Genomic DNA, 15,301 nt, shown 5'->3' with positions numbered 1-15,301 from the left:
ACTGTCTACGTTTTGTTCCGGCAAAGTGCCTGATACGGCCGCTTCACCGATACGGGAACCGCCGCTGTGGAACAATCCCAGGCGGAGCGAGGATGCTGCCCGCGGGCCACGACCTACGCTTGACAGGCGCCGCGGTCGGGAGAAAGTTGCACGGGCAACACGCAATGCCGGGTTGGCCCAGGCCGCCTCATGCGCGCAACAGTCGAAGGAGTATCATCTTGGCTGTCACTATCACCTCCATCATTGTCTTCCTCATAGGTCTGGCGCTTGGCGCCGGCGGCATCTGGTTGGCTTCGCTGGGCGGCAGTTGGTATTACATCGTCGTCGGTCTCGCCTTCCTGGTCGCCGCCTGGCTGCTCTACCGGCGCCGTTCCACGGCGCTCTGGCTCTATGCGGCGATCGTGCTCGGCACGCTGGCCTGGGCGGTCTGGGAAACCGGCTTCGACTGGTGGGAGCTCGGCCCGCGCGGCGGCATCATCGTGCTGGTGGCGCTGTGGCTGCTGACGCCGTGGGCGCGGCGCGGCCTTGCCGGTCCGGACGGGCGAGCGCCTTTGATCCTTGCCGTGCTGGCATCGCTGGCGGTGGCCGGCTATTCGATGACCACGGACCCGAAGGATATCGGCGGTGTGCTCGACACCGACAAGGTGATCCCCAACGCCAATCTCGGCGGCGATGTGCCGGCGGGCGAATGGCATTATTACGGGCGCACGCCATTCGGCCAGCGCTATTCGCCGCTCGACCAGATCACGCCGGATAATGTCGCCAACCTGAAGCCGGCCTGGACCTATCGCACCGGCGACGTGAAGGGCCCCGACGATGTCGGCGAGACCACCTATCAGGTGACACCGCTCAAAGTGGGCGACACGCTCTATATCTGCACGCCGCACAACTTCGCCATCGCCGTCGATGCGGCGACCGGCAAGGAGAAGTGGCGCTACGATCCCAAGATCAAGCTCGACAAGGACCGCCAGCACCAGACCTGCCGGGGCGTCTCCTATTATGCCGATGCGGCGGGCGCCGCCGGCCAGCCCTGCGCGGCGCGCGTCTACCTGCCGACCTCGGATGCGCGGCTGATCGCGCTCGATGCCGCCAACGGGCAGGTTTGCCCAGCCTTCGCCGAGGGCGGCACGCTCAATTTGTTGACCGGCATGCCGTATCCGAAGTCGGGCTACTACTATTCGACCTCGGCGCCGCTGATCGCCGGCGGCAAGATCATCGTCGGCGGCGCTGTCAACGACAATTATTCGACGCAGGAGCCGTCCGGCGTCATCCGCGCCTATGATGCGAGCAGCGGCAAATTGCTGTGGAACTGGGATTCCGGCAATCCGGACCAGACGACGCCGCTGGCGGCCGGCCAGACCTACACCGCCAACTCGCCCAACATGTGGTCGACACCGAGCGCCGACGAGAAGCTCGGCCTGCTCTACGTGCCGCTCGGCAACCAGACGCCGGACCAGCTCGGCATGGGCCGCAGCGCCAATGTCGAGAAATTCTCTTCCTCGATCACCGCGCTGGACCTCAACACCGGGCAGTTGAAATGGGTGCGTCAGACCGTGCACCATGACCTATGGGACATGGACGTGCCTGCGCAGCCGAGCCTGGTCGACATCACCAAGGCCGACGGCTCCGTGGTGCCCGCGCTGGTCGGCCCGACCAAGCAGGGAGACCTCTATGTGCTCGACCGCCGCACCGGCGAGCCGGTCATTGCGGTCAAGGAAGTGCCGGCGCCCGGCGGCGCCATCGAGGGTGACCACACATCGCCGACGCAGCCCGCGTCCGACCTTTCCTTCAACCCGCCGCCACTGACCGAGCACGATATGTGGGGCATTACCATGTTCGACCAGCTGGCGTGCCGCATCGCGCTTCACAAATTGCGCTATGAAGGTCGCTACACGCCGCCCTCGCTGCAGGGATCGCTGGTTTATCCCGGCAATTTCGGGACGTTCAACTGGGGTGGCGTGGCGGTCGATCCGGTGCGGCAAGTGATGTTCGGGATGCCGACCTATCTTGCCTTCACGTCGCGGCTGGTGCCGCGCGCCGACGTGCCGCCGCCGGGCGACACCAAGGGCAGCGAGCAGGGGTTGAACCGCAATGACGGCGCGCCCTATGCGGTGGTGATGGGACCGTTCCTGTCGCCACTCGGCATTCCGTGCCAGGCGCCGCCCTGGGGCTATGTCGCGGGCGTCGATCTTCGCACCGGCACCATTGCCTACAAGCACCGCAACGGCACCGTCTACGACATGACGCCGCTGCCGTTGCCGTTTAAGGTCGGGGTGCCCGGCATTGGCGGGCCGATGATCACCGCCGGCGGTGTCGCCTTCCTGGGTGCCGCGGTCGACGACTATTTGCGCGCCTACGACCTGACGTCGGGCAAGCAGCTCTGGCAGGCGCGGTTGCCGGCCGGAGGGCAATCGACGCCGATGACCTACACGGTCGCGGACGGACGCCAGTTCGTGGTCATCGTCGCCGGCGGCCACGGCTCGGTGGGCACCAAGCCGGGCGACTATGTGATGGCCTACGCGCTGCCGAAGTAGGCAGGCGTTACCGGGCTCGGCGAGCTGACGATCAGCCGAGCCCCAGATGGCTCTTTAGGCTCGGCACCGAGCCAAGCATTTGGTTGGTCAAATCGGGGCCGGCGGCCGCCTCGGCCTGCTGGACAAGCGTCTCGCCAGCCTTCTGGATCTGCGCCAAGTCGAGGCCGGAGGCCTTGAGCGCGGCGAGGCCGTTGACCAGAGCGCCGGCCTTCTCGCCGAGAACGCCGCCAAGCGCGCCCTGCAGCGACGACATGAAGCCGCCACCACCGCCGGCCGGGGCGGCGGCCATGACGTCATATTTCTGCGCCAGCGCATCGGCGCCCGGAATCTTGGCGAAGAAGGAGGAGGCGCTGGTGCCCTCGGCCTCGTGCTCGAGCACCGAGAAAATGGTGCCGACGACCTTTTCGGTCGTGGCCTGGTCGAGACCGGCCTTCTGCGAGACGGTGTTCACGATGTCCTGGACGTCCATGACTTCACCTCAACCTCGGGTTTTCGTGTTCGCGGGCTGGCGCTTGCGGCTGCGGACCCTGACCATCGACTTGCGGCTTGCCGCGACAACAGCCGCGCGCATCGCCAGAACGGCCGCCACTGCTGCCACGAAGGCGGTTGCCAGGATCGGCGAGGGCATGGTCATCGGCATTGTTCCTTTCAGATCGGGCCTATAGGACCGTGACCGCCAAAGGGCCGGCCGGCTAGCCAGTTTCCCCCACTATTGTGGCAGCGCCATCAAGATTTGTCACCGATGACAAAAACGTGATGATCTTCAGCCGGCTGACCGGCGGCCGCGAAGGCAGCGAGATGTCACGGTCCGGTGACTGGACGATGAGAGGCTCGCCCCTAGCTTGCGACCGGCAGGACACCGCAGTCGAGACGAGATCGAGGAAGCCCATGGCCGACGTCACCACCAAACCCGTCATCACCCAGGCAATGATCGATGCCTATGACGAATACACGCATCTGACACTGGATCGCCGCCGCTTCATGGAGCAACTGACCAGGCTTGCCGGATCGGGCGCGGCGGCGGCCGCCATCGCGCCGATGCTGGCGGCGAACTCGGCCCAGGCGGCGATCGTGGCCGAGACCGATGCCCGCGTAAAGGGCAAGGACATCACCTATCCCGGCAGCGGCGGCGAGATGAAGGGCTATCTGGTCAAACCCGCGAACCAGGCCGGCAAGCTCGGAACGGTCATCGTCATCCATGAAAACAGGGGGCTCAACCCGCATATCCGCGACGTCGCCCGGCGCGTGGCCCTGGAAGGGTTCGTGGCGCTCGCGCCGGATTTCCTGTCGCCGCTCGGCGGCTCGCCCACTGACGAGGACAAGGCGCGCGACATGGTCGGGAAACTCGATCCGGCGCAGACCGTGGCCAATGGCGTGGCGACGGTCGCCTTCCTCAAGGGCGACAAGGAAGGCAACGGCAAGGTCGGCGCCATCGGCTTCTGCTGGGGCGGCGGCACGGCCAACATGCTGGCCGTCAACGCGCCCGACCTTGCCGCGAGCGTCGCCTATTACGGCATGCAGCCGAAGGCCGCCGACGTCTCGAAGATCAAGGCCGCGTCGCTGCTGCACTATGCCGGTCTCGACGAGCGCACCAATGCCGGCATCGATGCCTTCAAGAAGGAACTCGACGCCGCGCATGTCGAATACACGGTCTATGTCTATGAAGGCGCCAACCATGCCTTCAACAACGACACCTCGGCGGCGCGCTACGACAAGAAGGCGGCCGACCTCGCCTGGGGCAGGACGATCGCCTTCCTGAGGCAGAAGCTGGCATGACCATCGCCTTCAGGCGGCCGGCGCCCAGATCGTCTCGAAGGCAGGCGACAGGGTGAAGCCCGCCGGGCGCTCCGATTTCGGCGGCGGGCGCCGCACGCCTTCCTGCAAATAGCGCAGGGCCGAGGTCAGCCCGTTCATCGTGTAGGGCTTGGCGATGACGCCGATCGCGCCGGCAAAGTGGTCGGGGATGCGCTTCGGGTTGGCGGTCATGAAAATGACCATCGAGTTTTTCCTGTCGCCAATATATTCGGCCACGTCGATGCCGGTCGGGCCGTCGGTGAGATGGATGTCGACAAAGGCGATATCGGCCTGCGTGGTATCGACCATGTCCTTTGCTTCGGCGAGCGATGTTGCCCAGCCGACGACGCTGTGCCCGGCGTCCTCGACCAGGCTCTCCAACTCCATGGCCAGCAGCGCCTCGTCCTCGACGATCAGGACCTTGAGTGGTTCAATCATGACAGGTTCCCTTTGTGCTGTGGTCCGTTGGGCATCGAGATGACAACGCGAGTGCCGGGACCGGCATCGCGCCACTCGATGTCGGCACGCAATTGGCGGGCAAGCGACTTGATCAGCCGCATGCCGAAGGAGGCGTCGCCATTGGCGCCCGCCATGCCGACGCCATCATCCGAGACCTCGATGTTCAAATGGCCGTCCGGCTGGCTCATCTTGATGCCGATGCTGCCCGATCTCGTGCCGTCGGGCCTTTCCTTGAAGGCATGCTTGAGCGCGTTGGTGACGAGTTCGTTGACCATCAGTGCCACCGGCGTCGCCTTCTCGGCCGGGACGACGACGGGTTCGAGATCGAGTGTCGGATTGATTTCCGAACGTCCCGAAGCCGTGAGCAGGTCGGAGATGAGATCCTTGGCGAAGTCGGAAACATCGAACTTGCTGACATCCTTGGACTGGTAGAGCCGGCGGTGCACGGTACTGAGCGCTTCTATGCGCTCCAACATCGTGCCAAGCGAGCGCTTGAGGTTCGCGTCGGAGACGGTGCGGCTCTGCATGAGGATAAGCGAGGAAATCATCTGCAGATTGTTCTTCACGCGATGATCGACTTCATGCAGCAGCGTGGTCTGCGCCTCAAGCGCCGCTTCGAGCTCAGCCGTGCGTTCCTTGACAGCCTTTTCAAAACGTTCCTTGTCCGCGGTGATACGATTTTCCCAGAGCTTCCGGTCCGAAACATCGAGTTGCGAGGCGAAGAAGAACTGCAGTTCGCCTTTGTCGTTGGAGACCGGGCTTATGTAGAGCGCGTTCCAGAAGGTCGACCCGTCCTTGCGGTAATTCAGGATATCGACGCTGATGTCGGTTTCATCGGCTATCGCGGCGCGTATCTGAGCGATAGCTTCCTTGTCGCTCTGCGGCCCCTGCAGGAAGCGGCAGTTCTTGCCGAGAACCTCGTCGCGCTCATAACCCGTCAGGCGCAGGAAGGCTTCGTTTGCAAAGACGATCGGATTGTCCTGCCGGCGCGGATCGGTAATGATCATCGACATGCGCGTGGCGCGGATGGCCGCCGCGAAGGGGTCGCCCTTGCCGTGCTCGACATGAAGGTCGTCGGTCATGTGCCATGCGTCCGCCGGCTCCCTGGTCCGTTTCCGTTCCATAGCGTCACTCCAAGCCATTTTTCGCGGGAGACAACGGCTCAAAGCCGAATTTGGTTTCAATTACGGGCGTCTGTCGCAGTTCGTCGCAGGCAGGGAACCGATAGAGGCTTTCCGCAACCGACCGCGAGGAGGGCGTTTTTCGGCTAGCCAGCCGAGGCCGGCCTGTGAAGCGCGACGCCGGTCACGACCAGCGCGATGGCGAGGCAATCGGACGGACCGGGTATCTGGCGCAGCACGACGACGCCGATCAGCGTTGCGGTGACCGGCAGCAGCGACAGCATCAGCGCGAAACTCGCGCGCGGCAACCGCGCCATGGCGAGCTGGTCGCAGACATACGGGATGACCGACGAGCAGATGCCGACGCCGATGGCCGCGACGAGCAGCGGCGGGGACAAAAAGGCGGGCCGAGCCTGGGTGAAGCCAACGGGCAGCACGACGACGAAAGCGACCGCCATGGCCGCACCTAGGCCAGCGATGCCGTCGCCGGTGCCCGCGCGGGCGACACGGTGGCCAAGCACGATGTAGCCGACAAAGAGCGCGCCGTTGAGGAACGCCCAGACCAGCCCGACCGGGTCGCTTGACCATTTGACGTCGATCAGCAGCAAGGTGCCGGTGACGGCGACGGCAAGAGCGGTGAGATTGCGGGTGCTTCTGAGGCCGGCGAGCGCGACGCCGATGGTGCCGACGAATTCGATCGCGGCCACCAGCGAGATCGGCAGGCGGTCGAGCGCCAGGTAGAACGAACAGTTCATCACCGCCAGGCAAGCACCGAAGGCAACGAGCAGGAGCCGCGTCGGAGGATCGGCGCTGGCGAAGGTTCGCCATGGGCGGGTCAATGGCGCGAAGACCAGGGCCGCGGTGGCTATGCGCAGCCACGCCATGCCGAGCACGCCGACATGCGCAAAAAGCAGCACGGCGAAGGCCGGGCCGAGATAGTGGAAGACAGCGCTGACGGCGAACCAGATATGAGGCGGCAATCTTGTCGCAAGCCCGGCTAGGGCCTGGCTGGCAGCGGCAGGGCTGGAATGCGGGGCTTGCCTCTGGTCATCCACGGGATCAGTATCGTAGCCAATTCTCCCTATTCATATGGACGATGACTAGATTTCCCAATCATTCGTTTCACCTAAGCAAGGATTTTTTCATGAAACGCCTTCGAAACGAAAATATCGATCTCGACGCGGCCGACATGAAGATCCTGCGCCTGCTGGAAGAGGACGCGCGCATCAGCACCGCGGAACTGGCCCGTTCGGTCGGCCTGTCGGCGCCAAGCGTGGCGGAGCGCATCAAGCGGCTGCAGGAGAACGGCGTGATCGAAGCCTATTGCGTCAGGATCAACCCCGCGGCGCTCGGTCTGAACCTGTCGGCGTGGCTGCGCATCCGGCCGGTGCCTGGGCAATTGTCAGTCGTGGCCGAGATCATCCGTGAGTTGCCGGAGATCGCACAATGCGACCGAGTGACCGGTGAGGATTGTTTCATCGCGCTGGCGCATGTCGGCTCGGTCGCCGAGCTCGAACGGGTGATCGACCGCATCATCCCCTATGCGATGACCAACACGGCGATCATCCAGTCGTCGCCGGTGATCGCGCGCTCGCCGCTGGCGGCGATCAGGCAACGGCACTAAGCGTGGCCGCGCTTCAGGCGGGCGCGCTTAAGGATGCTGCGCCAGCGGATCATGTCGAACGGGATCGGTTCGTTGTTGTTGGCGATGTGAAAGATCTCGTTGTCGACATTCTTGAGCGAACGCCAGAAATCGTAGTCCGATATGCGCGGATCAGCCGCCAGCCTATCCACTTCGACCTTGATGTCGGTTTTCATGCACGTTCCTCGAACCGGCTTCGCCGCGCCGCCCGCTAAACAACCCTTGTGCGGACGTTTTCGACCGCTCCGCTGAGTCGTTCAACGGCTCAAATGGCTTGTTCCCGTTAAATCCTCGGTAAGGTTAATGCGGGTGCGAGGTGGCTTCAAGCACGCGTCCCGGCCGATTTCAGGAACCCGCCGATTTTGAATCGCGGGTGTGGCTTTGAGGCCAGACCCGGTCGCCTTGGGCTTCGCCCTATTTGCGCTTGATCCCGATCGAACGGCCGGCGCGCTCGGGCATCGGGAGCACGGAGTGGGCGGCGCGCATGGCTTCGATCCTGGCCAGCACGTCGGCCGGGAAGGGCGCCACCTTCGGCCCCGACATGTCGACATGCAGCGACAGGGTTTCGGACGTAGCGGCGAGCCAGCCGTCGACATGGCGGATTTCCTGATAGGCCCGCAGCCGCTTCTCGTCATGGTCGATGAGCTGGAAGGAGACCATGACCTTATGGTCCAGATGCAGTTCCCTGACGTAGCAGACATGGACCTCGGCGGTGTAGATGGTGAGCCGCCGCTCTTTCACATAGTCCAGACCCATGCCCATCGCCTCGAAGGCCTCGTCCGAGCAGCGGTCGAACAGCACGTTGTAATAGGCCATGTTGAGATGGCCGTTATAGTCGATCCAGTCCTTCTCGATGTCCATGGGCTTGGAGACGAAGGGGGCGGGAATGGACATCGAAACTTCCTTGTTCTGGTGCTGGACAGAGCGTGGCCGGTGAGTGTCTTTACATTCTGACGCAATTTCGGATGGAAAACCGCTTCACACTTTTCCTGAAATTGCTTTAGGCATCCATACTCGCATAACAAGGGTGGACGCTGGTCCATTCGCGGAGGAATTCATGGCTCTGAGCGACCTCAATCCGGTCGAACGCAACGAGGAAGGCATCGCGGCGGTGCTCGGCATCCTCAAGCAGCGGCTGGGCGAGCGCTTCCAGACCGGACAGGCCATCCGCTCGCAGCACGCGCACACGACCACCTATATTCCGACGCAGGCGCCCGACGGCGTCGCTTTCCCGGAGACGACGGCCGAGGTGCAGGAAATCGTGCGTGCCTGCGCGGCGCATCGCGTGCCGGTGATCGCCTTCGGCGTCGGTTCTTCCCTGGAAGGCCACACAAATGCGCCGGGCGGCGGCATCTCGGTCGACACATCGCGCATGAACCGCATTCTTTCGGTCAATCCGCAGGATCTCGACTGCACGGTGGAACCCGGCGTCACGCGCGAGGATTTGAACCGGCATCTGCGCGACACCGGCCTGTTCTTTCCGATCGATCCGGGTGCCAATGCCTCGCTCGGCGGCATGGCGGCGACGCGGGCTTCCGGCACCAATGCGGTTCGCTACGGCACGATGCGCGAGAACGTGCTGTCGCTGACCGCCGTCATGGCCGACGGCGAGACGGTGACGACCGGCAAGCGGGCGAAGAAAAGTTCGGCGGGTTATGATTTGACCCGGCTGCTAGTCGGCTCCGAGGGCACGCTCGGTATCATCACCGCGCTGACCCTAAAGCTGCAAGGTATTCCGCAGGCGATCTCGGGCGGCGTCTGCCCGTTCCCGAGCGTCGAAGCGGCTTGCAACGCCGTCATCGCGACGATCCAGATGGGCATTCCGGTGGCGCGCATCGAATTGGTCAACGCGCTGCAGATGCGGGCGATGAAGACCTACTCCAAGCTCGATTATCCCGAGAGCCCGTGCCTGTTCGTCGAGTTTCATGGCAGCGACGCAGGCGTTGCCGAGCAGGCCGAGACCTTCGGAATGATCGCGCAAGACAATGGTGGCGGGCCGTTCCTGTGGACCAGCGTTGCCGAGGAACGAACCAAATTGTGGAAGGCCAGGCACGACGCGTACTGGGCGTCACTGACCTTGCGGCCGGGCGCCAAGGGCCTGTCGACCGATGTCTGCGTACCGATCTCGCGCTTTGCCGAATGCGTCATGGAGACCGAGGCCGACATTGCCGAAATGGGACTTATCGCGCCCATCGTCGGCCATGCCGGAGACGGCAATTTCCACGTGCTGGTGCTGATGGATGTCAACGATCCCAAGGAAATCGCGCTGTCGGAAAAATTCGTCGCGCGGCTCAACATGCGGGCGATCGCCATGGAGGGCACCTGCACCGGCGAGCACGGCATCGGGCAGGGCAAGATCGGCTTCCTGCGAAGCGAACTCGGTCACGGCGTCGACATCATGCGCACGATCAAGCAGGCGCTCGATCCGCAAAACATCATGAATCCGGGCAAGATCCTGCCTGACGCGGGCTAAGGGCACCGCGACGAGCGCGCCTTGACCGCGCAAGGCGGCAAGGTCGTGCAGGCGAAGCGCGACGCACGCTAAGGGGGGCGGTTAGAGCCCGCCAACCGCCGCTCTACCCTGCAGTGGGAAGCTGCTCCTGGACCTCCTGCGCAAGCGTCTGCAGCATGGGACGGGTCGGGGCGAAGAATGTCGTGCCGGTGTGCGGCGTGGAGACATCGAGCAGCCGGTCGTAGGCGCCGGGCGGGTCGCCGACATACATGCGCTGCAGCATTTTCTCCGTGACCCAAAGATATCTGCTGTAGCCGATGAAGTAGGTGCCGAATTCGTTCCGCCCGGGCCTGCCGAACGGCATGTTGTCGCGCAATATGTCGTGTTCGTTGCCATCGGCATCGACTACGGTTGCCAGCGACTTGTGCGATTTGCGCGGCGCGTCGTCATCGTCGATTTCGATGTTGTCGATCTTGGTGCGGCCGATGATTGCCTCCTGCTCGGGCGTGGGAATGCGCGCCCAGGCCCGCATGTCGTGCAGATATTTCTGGACCACGACATAGCTGCCACCGGCGAAATCGGCGTCCTCGTCACCGACCAGCGCCGAGGCGGGCAAATCGAGGCCGGCCGGGTTGGCGGTGCCGTCGACGAAGCCGAGCAGGTCGCGGGCGTCGAAATAGCGAAAGCCGATCACTTCGTCGACGACGCTGACGCCGGGACCAAGCCTGTCAAGCAGGATACGCTCGAATTCGAAGCACATGTCGGGCCGCTCGGCGCGGATGTGAAAGAGCAGGTCGCCCGGTGTCGCTGGCGCCGAATGGACCGCGCCCTTGATCGGCGCGAACGGCTTCAGTTCCAGCGGCCGCCGGCCGGGGCTGAGCCGGTCCCAGAGATCGCGCCCGATGCCGGCGATGCAGGACAGGCGCCCGCCGAGATCGCGGAATCCGACAGTCTTGACCAGATCGTCGAGTTCGCCGAGCACGGAACAAACCCTGGCCAGAGCCGGCTGATCGCCGGCGACGGTGCCGACAAGGAAAATCGCCGACTGCGATAGCGGGGCATCGACACTCTGCGCATCGATCGGCACGCGATCCCAGTTCTTGCCCGACATCCGAGAATCTCCGCTTTTAGCGGACTTGTTTCAGATCGTCCGACATGACGCAACGGGATGAATTGCCTCTTTATCGACACGCGGATGCGGGTAGAGTGCGGCAGAATTGCAATCAACCTGTTCGGAGCTGATGCTCGCACGCCTGTTCGTGATCTTCGGTGGCCTGTTCGTGCTGGTGCTGCTTGCGGCGCTGGTGGTGCCGCACTTTATCGACTGGACCGGCTACCGCGCCGAGTTCGAGCGCGAAGCAAGCGCAATCCTCGGCCGCAAGGTGACCGTGCAGGGCGACGCCACGGCAAGGCTGCTGCCGTTTCCCTCGGTGACCTTTTCCAACGTCGCCGTTGCCGGTGGTCCCGACGGCCGGCCGGCCATGACCGTCGAGACGTTTTCGATGGACGCGGAACTCGCACCCTTCCTGCGCGGCGAGGTGCTGATCTTCGACATGCGGCTGGTGCGGCCGAAGGCGACCATCGACATCGCCGCCGACGGAACCGTCGATTGGGCGATGCGCCCGTCTTCGCCCTTCGACCCCGGCCAGGTCACGATCGAGAAACTGACGGTGACGGAAGGGCAGATCGAACTGCGCCATGCCGCCGGCGGCCGCAGCCACATCTTTTCGGAGATCAACTCGACCATTTCGGCCAAGTCGCTGGCCGGTCCCTGGCGCATGGACGGCACGTTGCGGCTGGACGGGTTGCGGACCACTGTCGCGGCGTCGACCGGCAAGGCCGAACCCTCCGGGCAGATGCGGTTACGGGTGAAGGCGGATCCCGACGCCTATCCGCTGGTCATCGAGACCGACGGCAATGCCGGCATCGTCAAGGGTGCCGCCGTCTATTCCGGCCAGTTCAAGATTTCGGGCGCGGACAAGAATAGTGCGGGCAAGAATTCAGCCGAGTTGCGCGGCACGGATGGCGAGACGGTGAAGGTCAGCACCGGCAAGTCCGATCCGGGCTTCCGGCTGAACGGCAAGTTCTCGCTCGACCATCAGAAGCTTGGCGTCGACGAATTCCGTTTCGAGACCGGTCCGCTCGACAATCCCTATACCGCCGATGGCAAGGCCTCGGTCGATCTCGGCCAGAAACCGAGCTTCGCCATCGAGGCCAATGGCGCGCAGGTTCAGTTCGACGAGGCGGTGGGTGCCCAGGCGGGTACAGGCCTGACACTGGATCAGCGCATCGCCGGGCTTGAGCAGGCGCTGCTCGATCTGCCGAAGCCGACCATTCCCGGCACGGTCGAGGTCAAGCTGCCGGCGGTGGTGGCCGGCGACACCACGGTGCGCGATGTTCATCTTTCGGCCGAACCGGTCGGTGACGGGTGGTCGGTGAAATCGCTGGCCGCGACCTTGCCCGGCCGCACCAGACTGGAAGCCGACGGCATGGTCATGCTCAACGTGCAGGGCCATTTCGGTTTTACCGGCTCGTTGCTGCTGGCCGTGGCGCAACCTTCAGGTTTTGCCGCCTGGCTGTCGAAGGATGTCGACGAGGCGATCCGCCGTCTGCCTGCCGCCGGTTTCAAGGCCAAGGTCGATCTCTCGGAAAATCATCAATCCTTCAGCGATCTCGAACTGATACTCGGCAAGGCGAAGTTTTCCGGCCGCATCGATTCCAGCCAGCCTGAAGACGCAAAGCCGTCGGTGCTGATGCGGCTCGAGGGCGGCGATCTCGATGTCGATGGGCTGGCGGCCTTCGCCTCGATCTTCGTCAGCGACAAGGGCGCCAATCGTTTTGCCGACAGCGACCTCGATTTCCAGATCAAGGCCGGCCCTGTCAGCGCCGGCGGCTTGACCGCCGACACGGTCGATACCGCGCTCAGGCTGCGCGGCGGACTGCTCGAAATCGACCGGCTGTCTGTCGGCGGGCTGGCCGGTTCCTCGATCAGCGCCACCGGCCGCATCAAGGATTTTCCGGCGAGCCCGACCGGCAAGCTCGACGCCTCAGTGGTCGCGGTCGACCTCAAACCACTGATCGATGTCGCGGCACGGCACTATCCGGACAATGCCGTGCTGAAGGGGCTCGCAGACCGCGCCGCGGCTTATCCCGACTTGTTCCAGGACGCGCGCGTCGACCTCGTGGCCAGTGCCGCCGACAATGGCGACGGCACCACGGGCCTGGCGGTGAGCGGGCAAGGCAAGGCCGGCGGCTCGTCCTTTTCGGCGTCGCTGTCGGGGAAGGGCGCGGTGGACAGGCTTGCCGACGCGCCAGTGACACTGACTTTCAATGCCCGGAACCCGGACGCAACCGCCTTGCTCGCGCTCTATGGCCTGCCGGCGCTGCCGCTCGGCATGCTGGGTGAAGCAAGCACCGATATTCAGGCCAAGGGCACGCTTTCCGGCGGTCTGGCGACGAGCTTCAGCCTTGCCGGCAATGATTTCAAGGCCGGCTTCCAGGGGATGGTCGCCGACACGCCGCAAGGCCCGACGGCCAAGGGCAAGATCAATCTCGACGCCTCCGACATCGAGCCATGGCTGATGACGACAGGCATCGGCCTGCCCGGCATGGGCGCCGGCATGTCGACATCGCTGGCCGCGCAGGCCGACTACGGCAACGGCCTGCTGGTGCTCTCCGGGCTCAGCGGCGCCATCAACGAGGCGGCGGTGTCGGGCGACATCAACCTCGATGTCAAGCAGGGGGTCGACGGCAAGGACGGCGTGCCGCATCTGGCAGGAGCGCTGGCGCTCGACGAACTCGACCTCGATCCGATGGCGGTGGCGCTGTTTGGCGATTCCGCTTTTCTCGTGGACAAGAACGGGTCCGGCAAGAGTGACAATGCCGGCAAGAGTGACAATGCCGGCAAGAGTGACAATGCTGACAAGAGTGACAATGCCGACAAGAATGACAAATCCGGCGCGTGGCCGTCGGCGCCGTTCAGCCAGAAGTCCAGCCTGCCGTTCACGGCCGATCTCGACCTGACCACGGCTTCGCTGACCGTCGGCCCGCTCGCCACCGCCTATGACGCGGCACTCTCGCTCAAGCTCGACCCGGAAGGCATTCGGGTCACCGATCTCAAGGCCAAATTCCTCGGCGGGGCGCTCTCCGGCCTGTTCGATCTGAAGAACAATGACGGTACCGGGCTTTTCACCGGACAGATGAAACTGGCGGGTGCCGATCTGGCGAACGTCTTGCCGGATGCGGGCATCGGCGGCGTCGGCGATTTCTCGACGACGCTGTCGACCAGCGGCAAATCCGTCGACGCTATGATCGCCGCTCTATCGGGATCCGGCACGGCGACGCTGAAGGACTTGCGGATCGCTGGCGTCAATCCTGACGCGTTCGGCGCATTCCTGGCCAAGGCGGATGCGATCGGACGCGATATCGACGCCGCCAAGACGGCTGGCTTCGCGCCTGACATCGCCGCCGACGGAAGTTTTGCCGCCGGGAACGCCGAGGTCGCCTTCACGATAGCCGGCGGCACGCTCAGGGCGCCGCCGATCAGCCTTGAAAACCCGGCGGCGACCTTGTCGGCCGACATCGCGGCGGATCTCAATGCCAGCACGGTTTCCGCCAAGGGCGCGGTCACCTATCGGCCCGGCGACGAAGCGCTGGTCGGCTCCGAGCCGGCCGTGAATTTCACCGCCGAGGGGCCGTTCGGCGCCGTGAAACGGCAGTTCGACAGCGAGCCCCTGGCGCAATTCCTGACCCAGCGTGCGCTGGAAAAAGAACAGCAGCGCGTCGAGGCCATGCAGGCCGCGCTGCTGGAGAAACAGCGGCTGCGACGCGAAGTGCGCTATTACGCGGCCCTTCAGGACGCCCGCGACAAGGCCGCGGAGGAGCTGCGCCAACAAGAGGAAGCGGCGCGCCTGAAGGCCGAGGCCGACGCCAAGGCGAAAGCGGAGGCCGACGCTCAGGCCCAGGCCGAAGCTCAGGCCCAGGCCGAAGCGGATGCCAAGGCGAAGGCCGACGCGGATGCAAAAGCCAAGGCCGATGCGGAGGCCAAGGCGGCGGCGGAACAGCAGGCAGCGGACGAAGCGGCCAAGGCGCAGGCCGAGCAGGAGCGCCAGAAGGCGGAGGAGGCGATGCGCATTGCCTCCCAGGAAAAAGCCAGGCTCGAAGCCGAGCGCAAGGCGGCGCAACAGGCGCCCAAGGCCGAGCAGGTGCCCGCCAACGACAATCCGCCTCCGGCCAAGCCGAAGGCCAATCCGTTCACGGTCGACAATCTGCTGAAGTCACTGCAGTAGGCAGCAGGGCT

At 64.5% G+C, this 15,301-nt stretch carries 13 protein-coding genes; 5 read left to right on the top strand and 8 right to left on the bottom strand.

The annotated features are described in order from the left end of the window. The first annotated feature begins 218 nt into the window (after window positions 1-218). Complete coding sequence (locus AC3CB8_RS23210; protein ID WP_023769694.1) at window positions 219-2,534, top strand: glucose/quinate/shikimate family membrane-bound PQQ-dependent dehydrogenase; 2,316 nt, start codon at window positions 219-221, stop codon at window positions 2,532-2,534. A 31-nt stretch (window positions 2,535-2,565) separates the two neighbouring features. Here the strand turns inward: AC3CB8_RS23210 and AC3CB8_RS23205 are convergent, their stop codons facing one another. Next, window positions 2,566-3,003 (bottom strand): hypothetical protein, encoded by a 438-nt coding sequence (locus AC3CB8_RS23205; protein ID WP_023782684.1) that lies wholly within the window; start codon window positions 3,001-3,003, stop codon window positions 2,566-2,568. A gap of 9 nt (window positions 3,004-3,012) precedes the next feature. Next, window positions 3,013-3,168, bottom strand: a complete 156-nt coding sequence (locus AC3CB8_RS23200; RefSeq protein ID WP_023792110.1) for a hypothetical protein — start codon at window positions 3,166-3,168, stop codon at window positions 3,013-3,015. Window positions 3,169-3,422: 254 nt separating this feature from the next. On the opposite strand from AC3CB8_RS23200, the gene AC3CB8_RS23195 reads away from it, so the two are divergent. Further along, complete coding sequence (locus AC3CB8_RS23195) at window positions 3,423-4,310, top strand: dienelactone hydrolase family protein (protein ID WP_023769697.1); 888 nt, start codon at window positions 3,423-3,425, stop codon at window positions 4,308-4,310. Between the two features lie 9 nt (window positions 4,311-4,319). Here AC3CB8_RS23195 and AC3CB8_RS23190 read toward each other — a convergent pair whose 3' ends face one another. From AC3CB8_RS23190 to AC3CB8_RS23180, 3 genes are all read right to left on the bottom strand, one after another. Continuing rightward, on the bottom strand, window positions 4,320-4,766 hold the full coding sequence (locus AC3CB8_RS23190; protein ID WP_023782682.1) for a response regulator: 447 nt from the start codon (window positions 4,764-4,766) through the stop codon (window positions 4,320-4,322). Next, entirely contained in the window at window positions 4,763-5,869 is a 1,107-nt protein-coding gene (locus tag AC3CB8_RS23185; RefSeq protein WP_198026127.1) for a histidine kinase dimerization/phosphoacceptor domain -containing protein, read from the bottom strand. The genes AC3CB8_RS23190 and AC3CB8_RS23185 overlap by 4 nt, the downstream gene beginning before the upstream one ends. A 185-nt stretch (window positions 5,870-6,054) precedes the next feature. Then, window positions 6,055-6,963 (bottom strand): EamA family transporter, encoded by a 909-nt coding sequence (locus AC3CB8_RS23180; RefSeq protein WP_023769700.1) that lies wholly within the window; start codon window positions 6,961-6,963, stop codon window positions 6,055-6,057. 89 nt (window positions 6,964-7,052) lie between these two features. On the opposite strand from AC3CB8_RS23180, the gene AC3CB8_RS23175 reads away from it, so the two are divergent. Beyond that, window positions 7,053-7,532, top strand: a complete 480-nt coding sequence (locus AC3CB8_RS23175) for an Lrp/AsnC family transcriptional regulator (protein ID WP_023769701.1) — start codon at window positions 7,053-7,055, stop codon at window positions 7,530-7,532. Here AC3CB8_RS23175 and AC3CB8_RS23170 read toward each other — a convergent pair. Continuing rightward, complete coding sequence (locus tag AC3CB8_RS23170) at window positions 7,529-7,726, bottom strand: hypothetical protein (RefSeq protein ID WP_015317249.1); 198 nt, start codon at window positions 7,724-7,726, stop codon at window positions 7,529-7,531. The two genes, AC3CB8_RS23175 and AC3CB8_RS23170, sit on opposite strands and share 4 nt — an antisense overlap. A gap of 238 nt (window positions 7,727-7,964) precedes the next feature. Further along, window positions 7,965-8,444: a thioesterase family protein gene (locus AC3CB8_RS23165; protein WP_023769702.1), complete on the bottom strand. Its 480-nt coding sequence runs from the start codon at window positions 8,442-8,444 to the stop codon at window positions 7,965-7,967. A gap of 163 nt (window positions 8,445-8,607) precedes the next feature. Between AC3CB8_RS23165 and AC3CB8_RS23160 the strand changes: the two genes are divergently transcribed. Then, a complete protein-coding gene (locus AC3CB8_RS23160; protein ID WP_023782680.1) occupies window positions 8,608-10,023 on the top strand; it encodes an FAD-binding oxidoreductase in 1,416 nt (471 codons plus the stop codon). Between the two features lie 103 nt (window positions 10,024-10,126). On the opposite strand, the gene AC3CB8_RS23155 is transcribed toward AC3CB8_RS23160, so the two are convergent. After that, window positions 10,127-11,113, bottom strand: coding sequence for a Dyp-type peroxidase (locus tag AC3CB8_RS23155; protein WP_023792084.1), 987 nt, complete (start codon window positions 11,111-11,113; stop codon window positions 10,127-10,129). Between the two features lie 130 nt (window positions 11,114-11,243). Between AC3CB8_RS23155 and AC3CB8_RS23150 the strand changes: the two genes are divergently transcribed. Beyond that, window positions 11,244-15,290, top strand: a complete 4,047-nt coding sequence (locus AC3CB8_RS23150) for an AsmA family protein (protein WP_023792080.1) — start codon at window positions 11,244-11,246, stop codon at window positions 15,288-15,290. Window positions 15,291-15,301: the final 11 nt, after the last annotated feature.

The organism is Mesorhizobium sp. P160927 (genome assembly GCF_057766385.1).
The sequence above is the reverse complement of the archived record's forward strand: the minus strand, read 5'-3'. Positions and strand labels throughout refer to the sequence as shown.

Coding starts and splice junctions, on each gene's coding strand:
- AC3CB8_RS23155 (WP_023792084.1), bottom strand. CDS start 11,113: ATGTCGGGCAAGAACTGGGATCGCGTGCCGATCGATGCGCAGAGTGTC.
- AC3CB8_RS23160 (WP_023782680.1), top strand. CDS start 8,608: ATGGCTCTGAGCGACCTCAATCCGGTCGAACGCAACGAGGAAGGCATC.
- AC3CB8_RS23170 (WP_015317249.1), bottom strand. CDS start 7,726: ATGAAAACCGACATCAAGGTCGAAGTGGATAGGCTGGCGGCTGATCCG.
- AC3CB8_RS23150 (WP_023792080.1), top strand. CDS start 11,244: ATGCTCGCACGCCTGTTCGTGATCTTCGGTGGCCTGTTCGTGCTGGTG.
- AC3CB8_RS23185 (WP_198026127.1), bottom strand. CDS start 5,869: ATGACCGACGACCTTCATGTCGAGCACGGCAAGGGCGACCCCTTCGCG.
- AC3CB8_RS23195 (WP_023769697.1), top strand. CDS start 3,423: ATGGCCGACGTCACCACCAAACCCGTCATCACCCAGGCAATGATCGAT.
- AC3CB8_RS23190 (WP_023782682.1), bottom strand. CDS start 4,766: ATGATTGAACCACTCAAGGTCCTGATCGTCGAGGACGAGGCGCTGCTG.
- AC3CB8_RS23205 (WP_023782684.1), bottom strand. CDS start 3,003: ATGGACGTCCAGGACATCGTGAACACCGTCTCGCAGAAGGCCGGTCTC.
- AC3CB8_RS23165 (WP_023769702.1), bottom strand. CDS start 8,444: ATGTCCATTCCCGCCCCCTTCGTCTCCAAGCCCATGGACATCGAGAAG.
- AC3CB8_RS23200 (WP_023792110.1), bottom strand. CDS start 3,168: ATGACCATGCCCTCGCCGATCCTGGCAACCGCCTTCGTGGCAGCAGTG.
- AC3CB8_RS23175 (WP_023769701.1), top strand. CDS start 7,053: ATGAAACGCCTTCGAAACGAAAATATCGATCTCGACGCGGCCGACATG.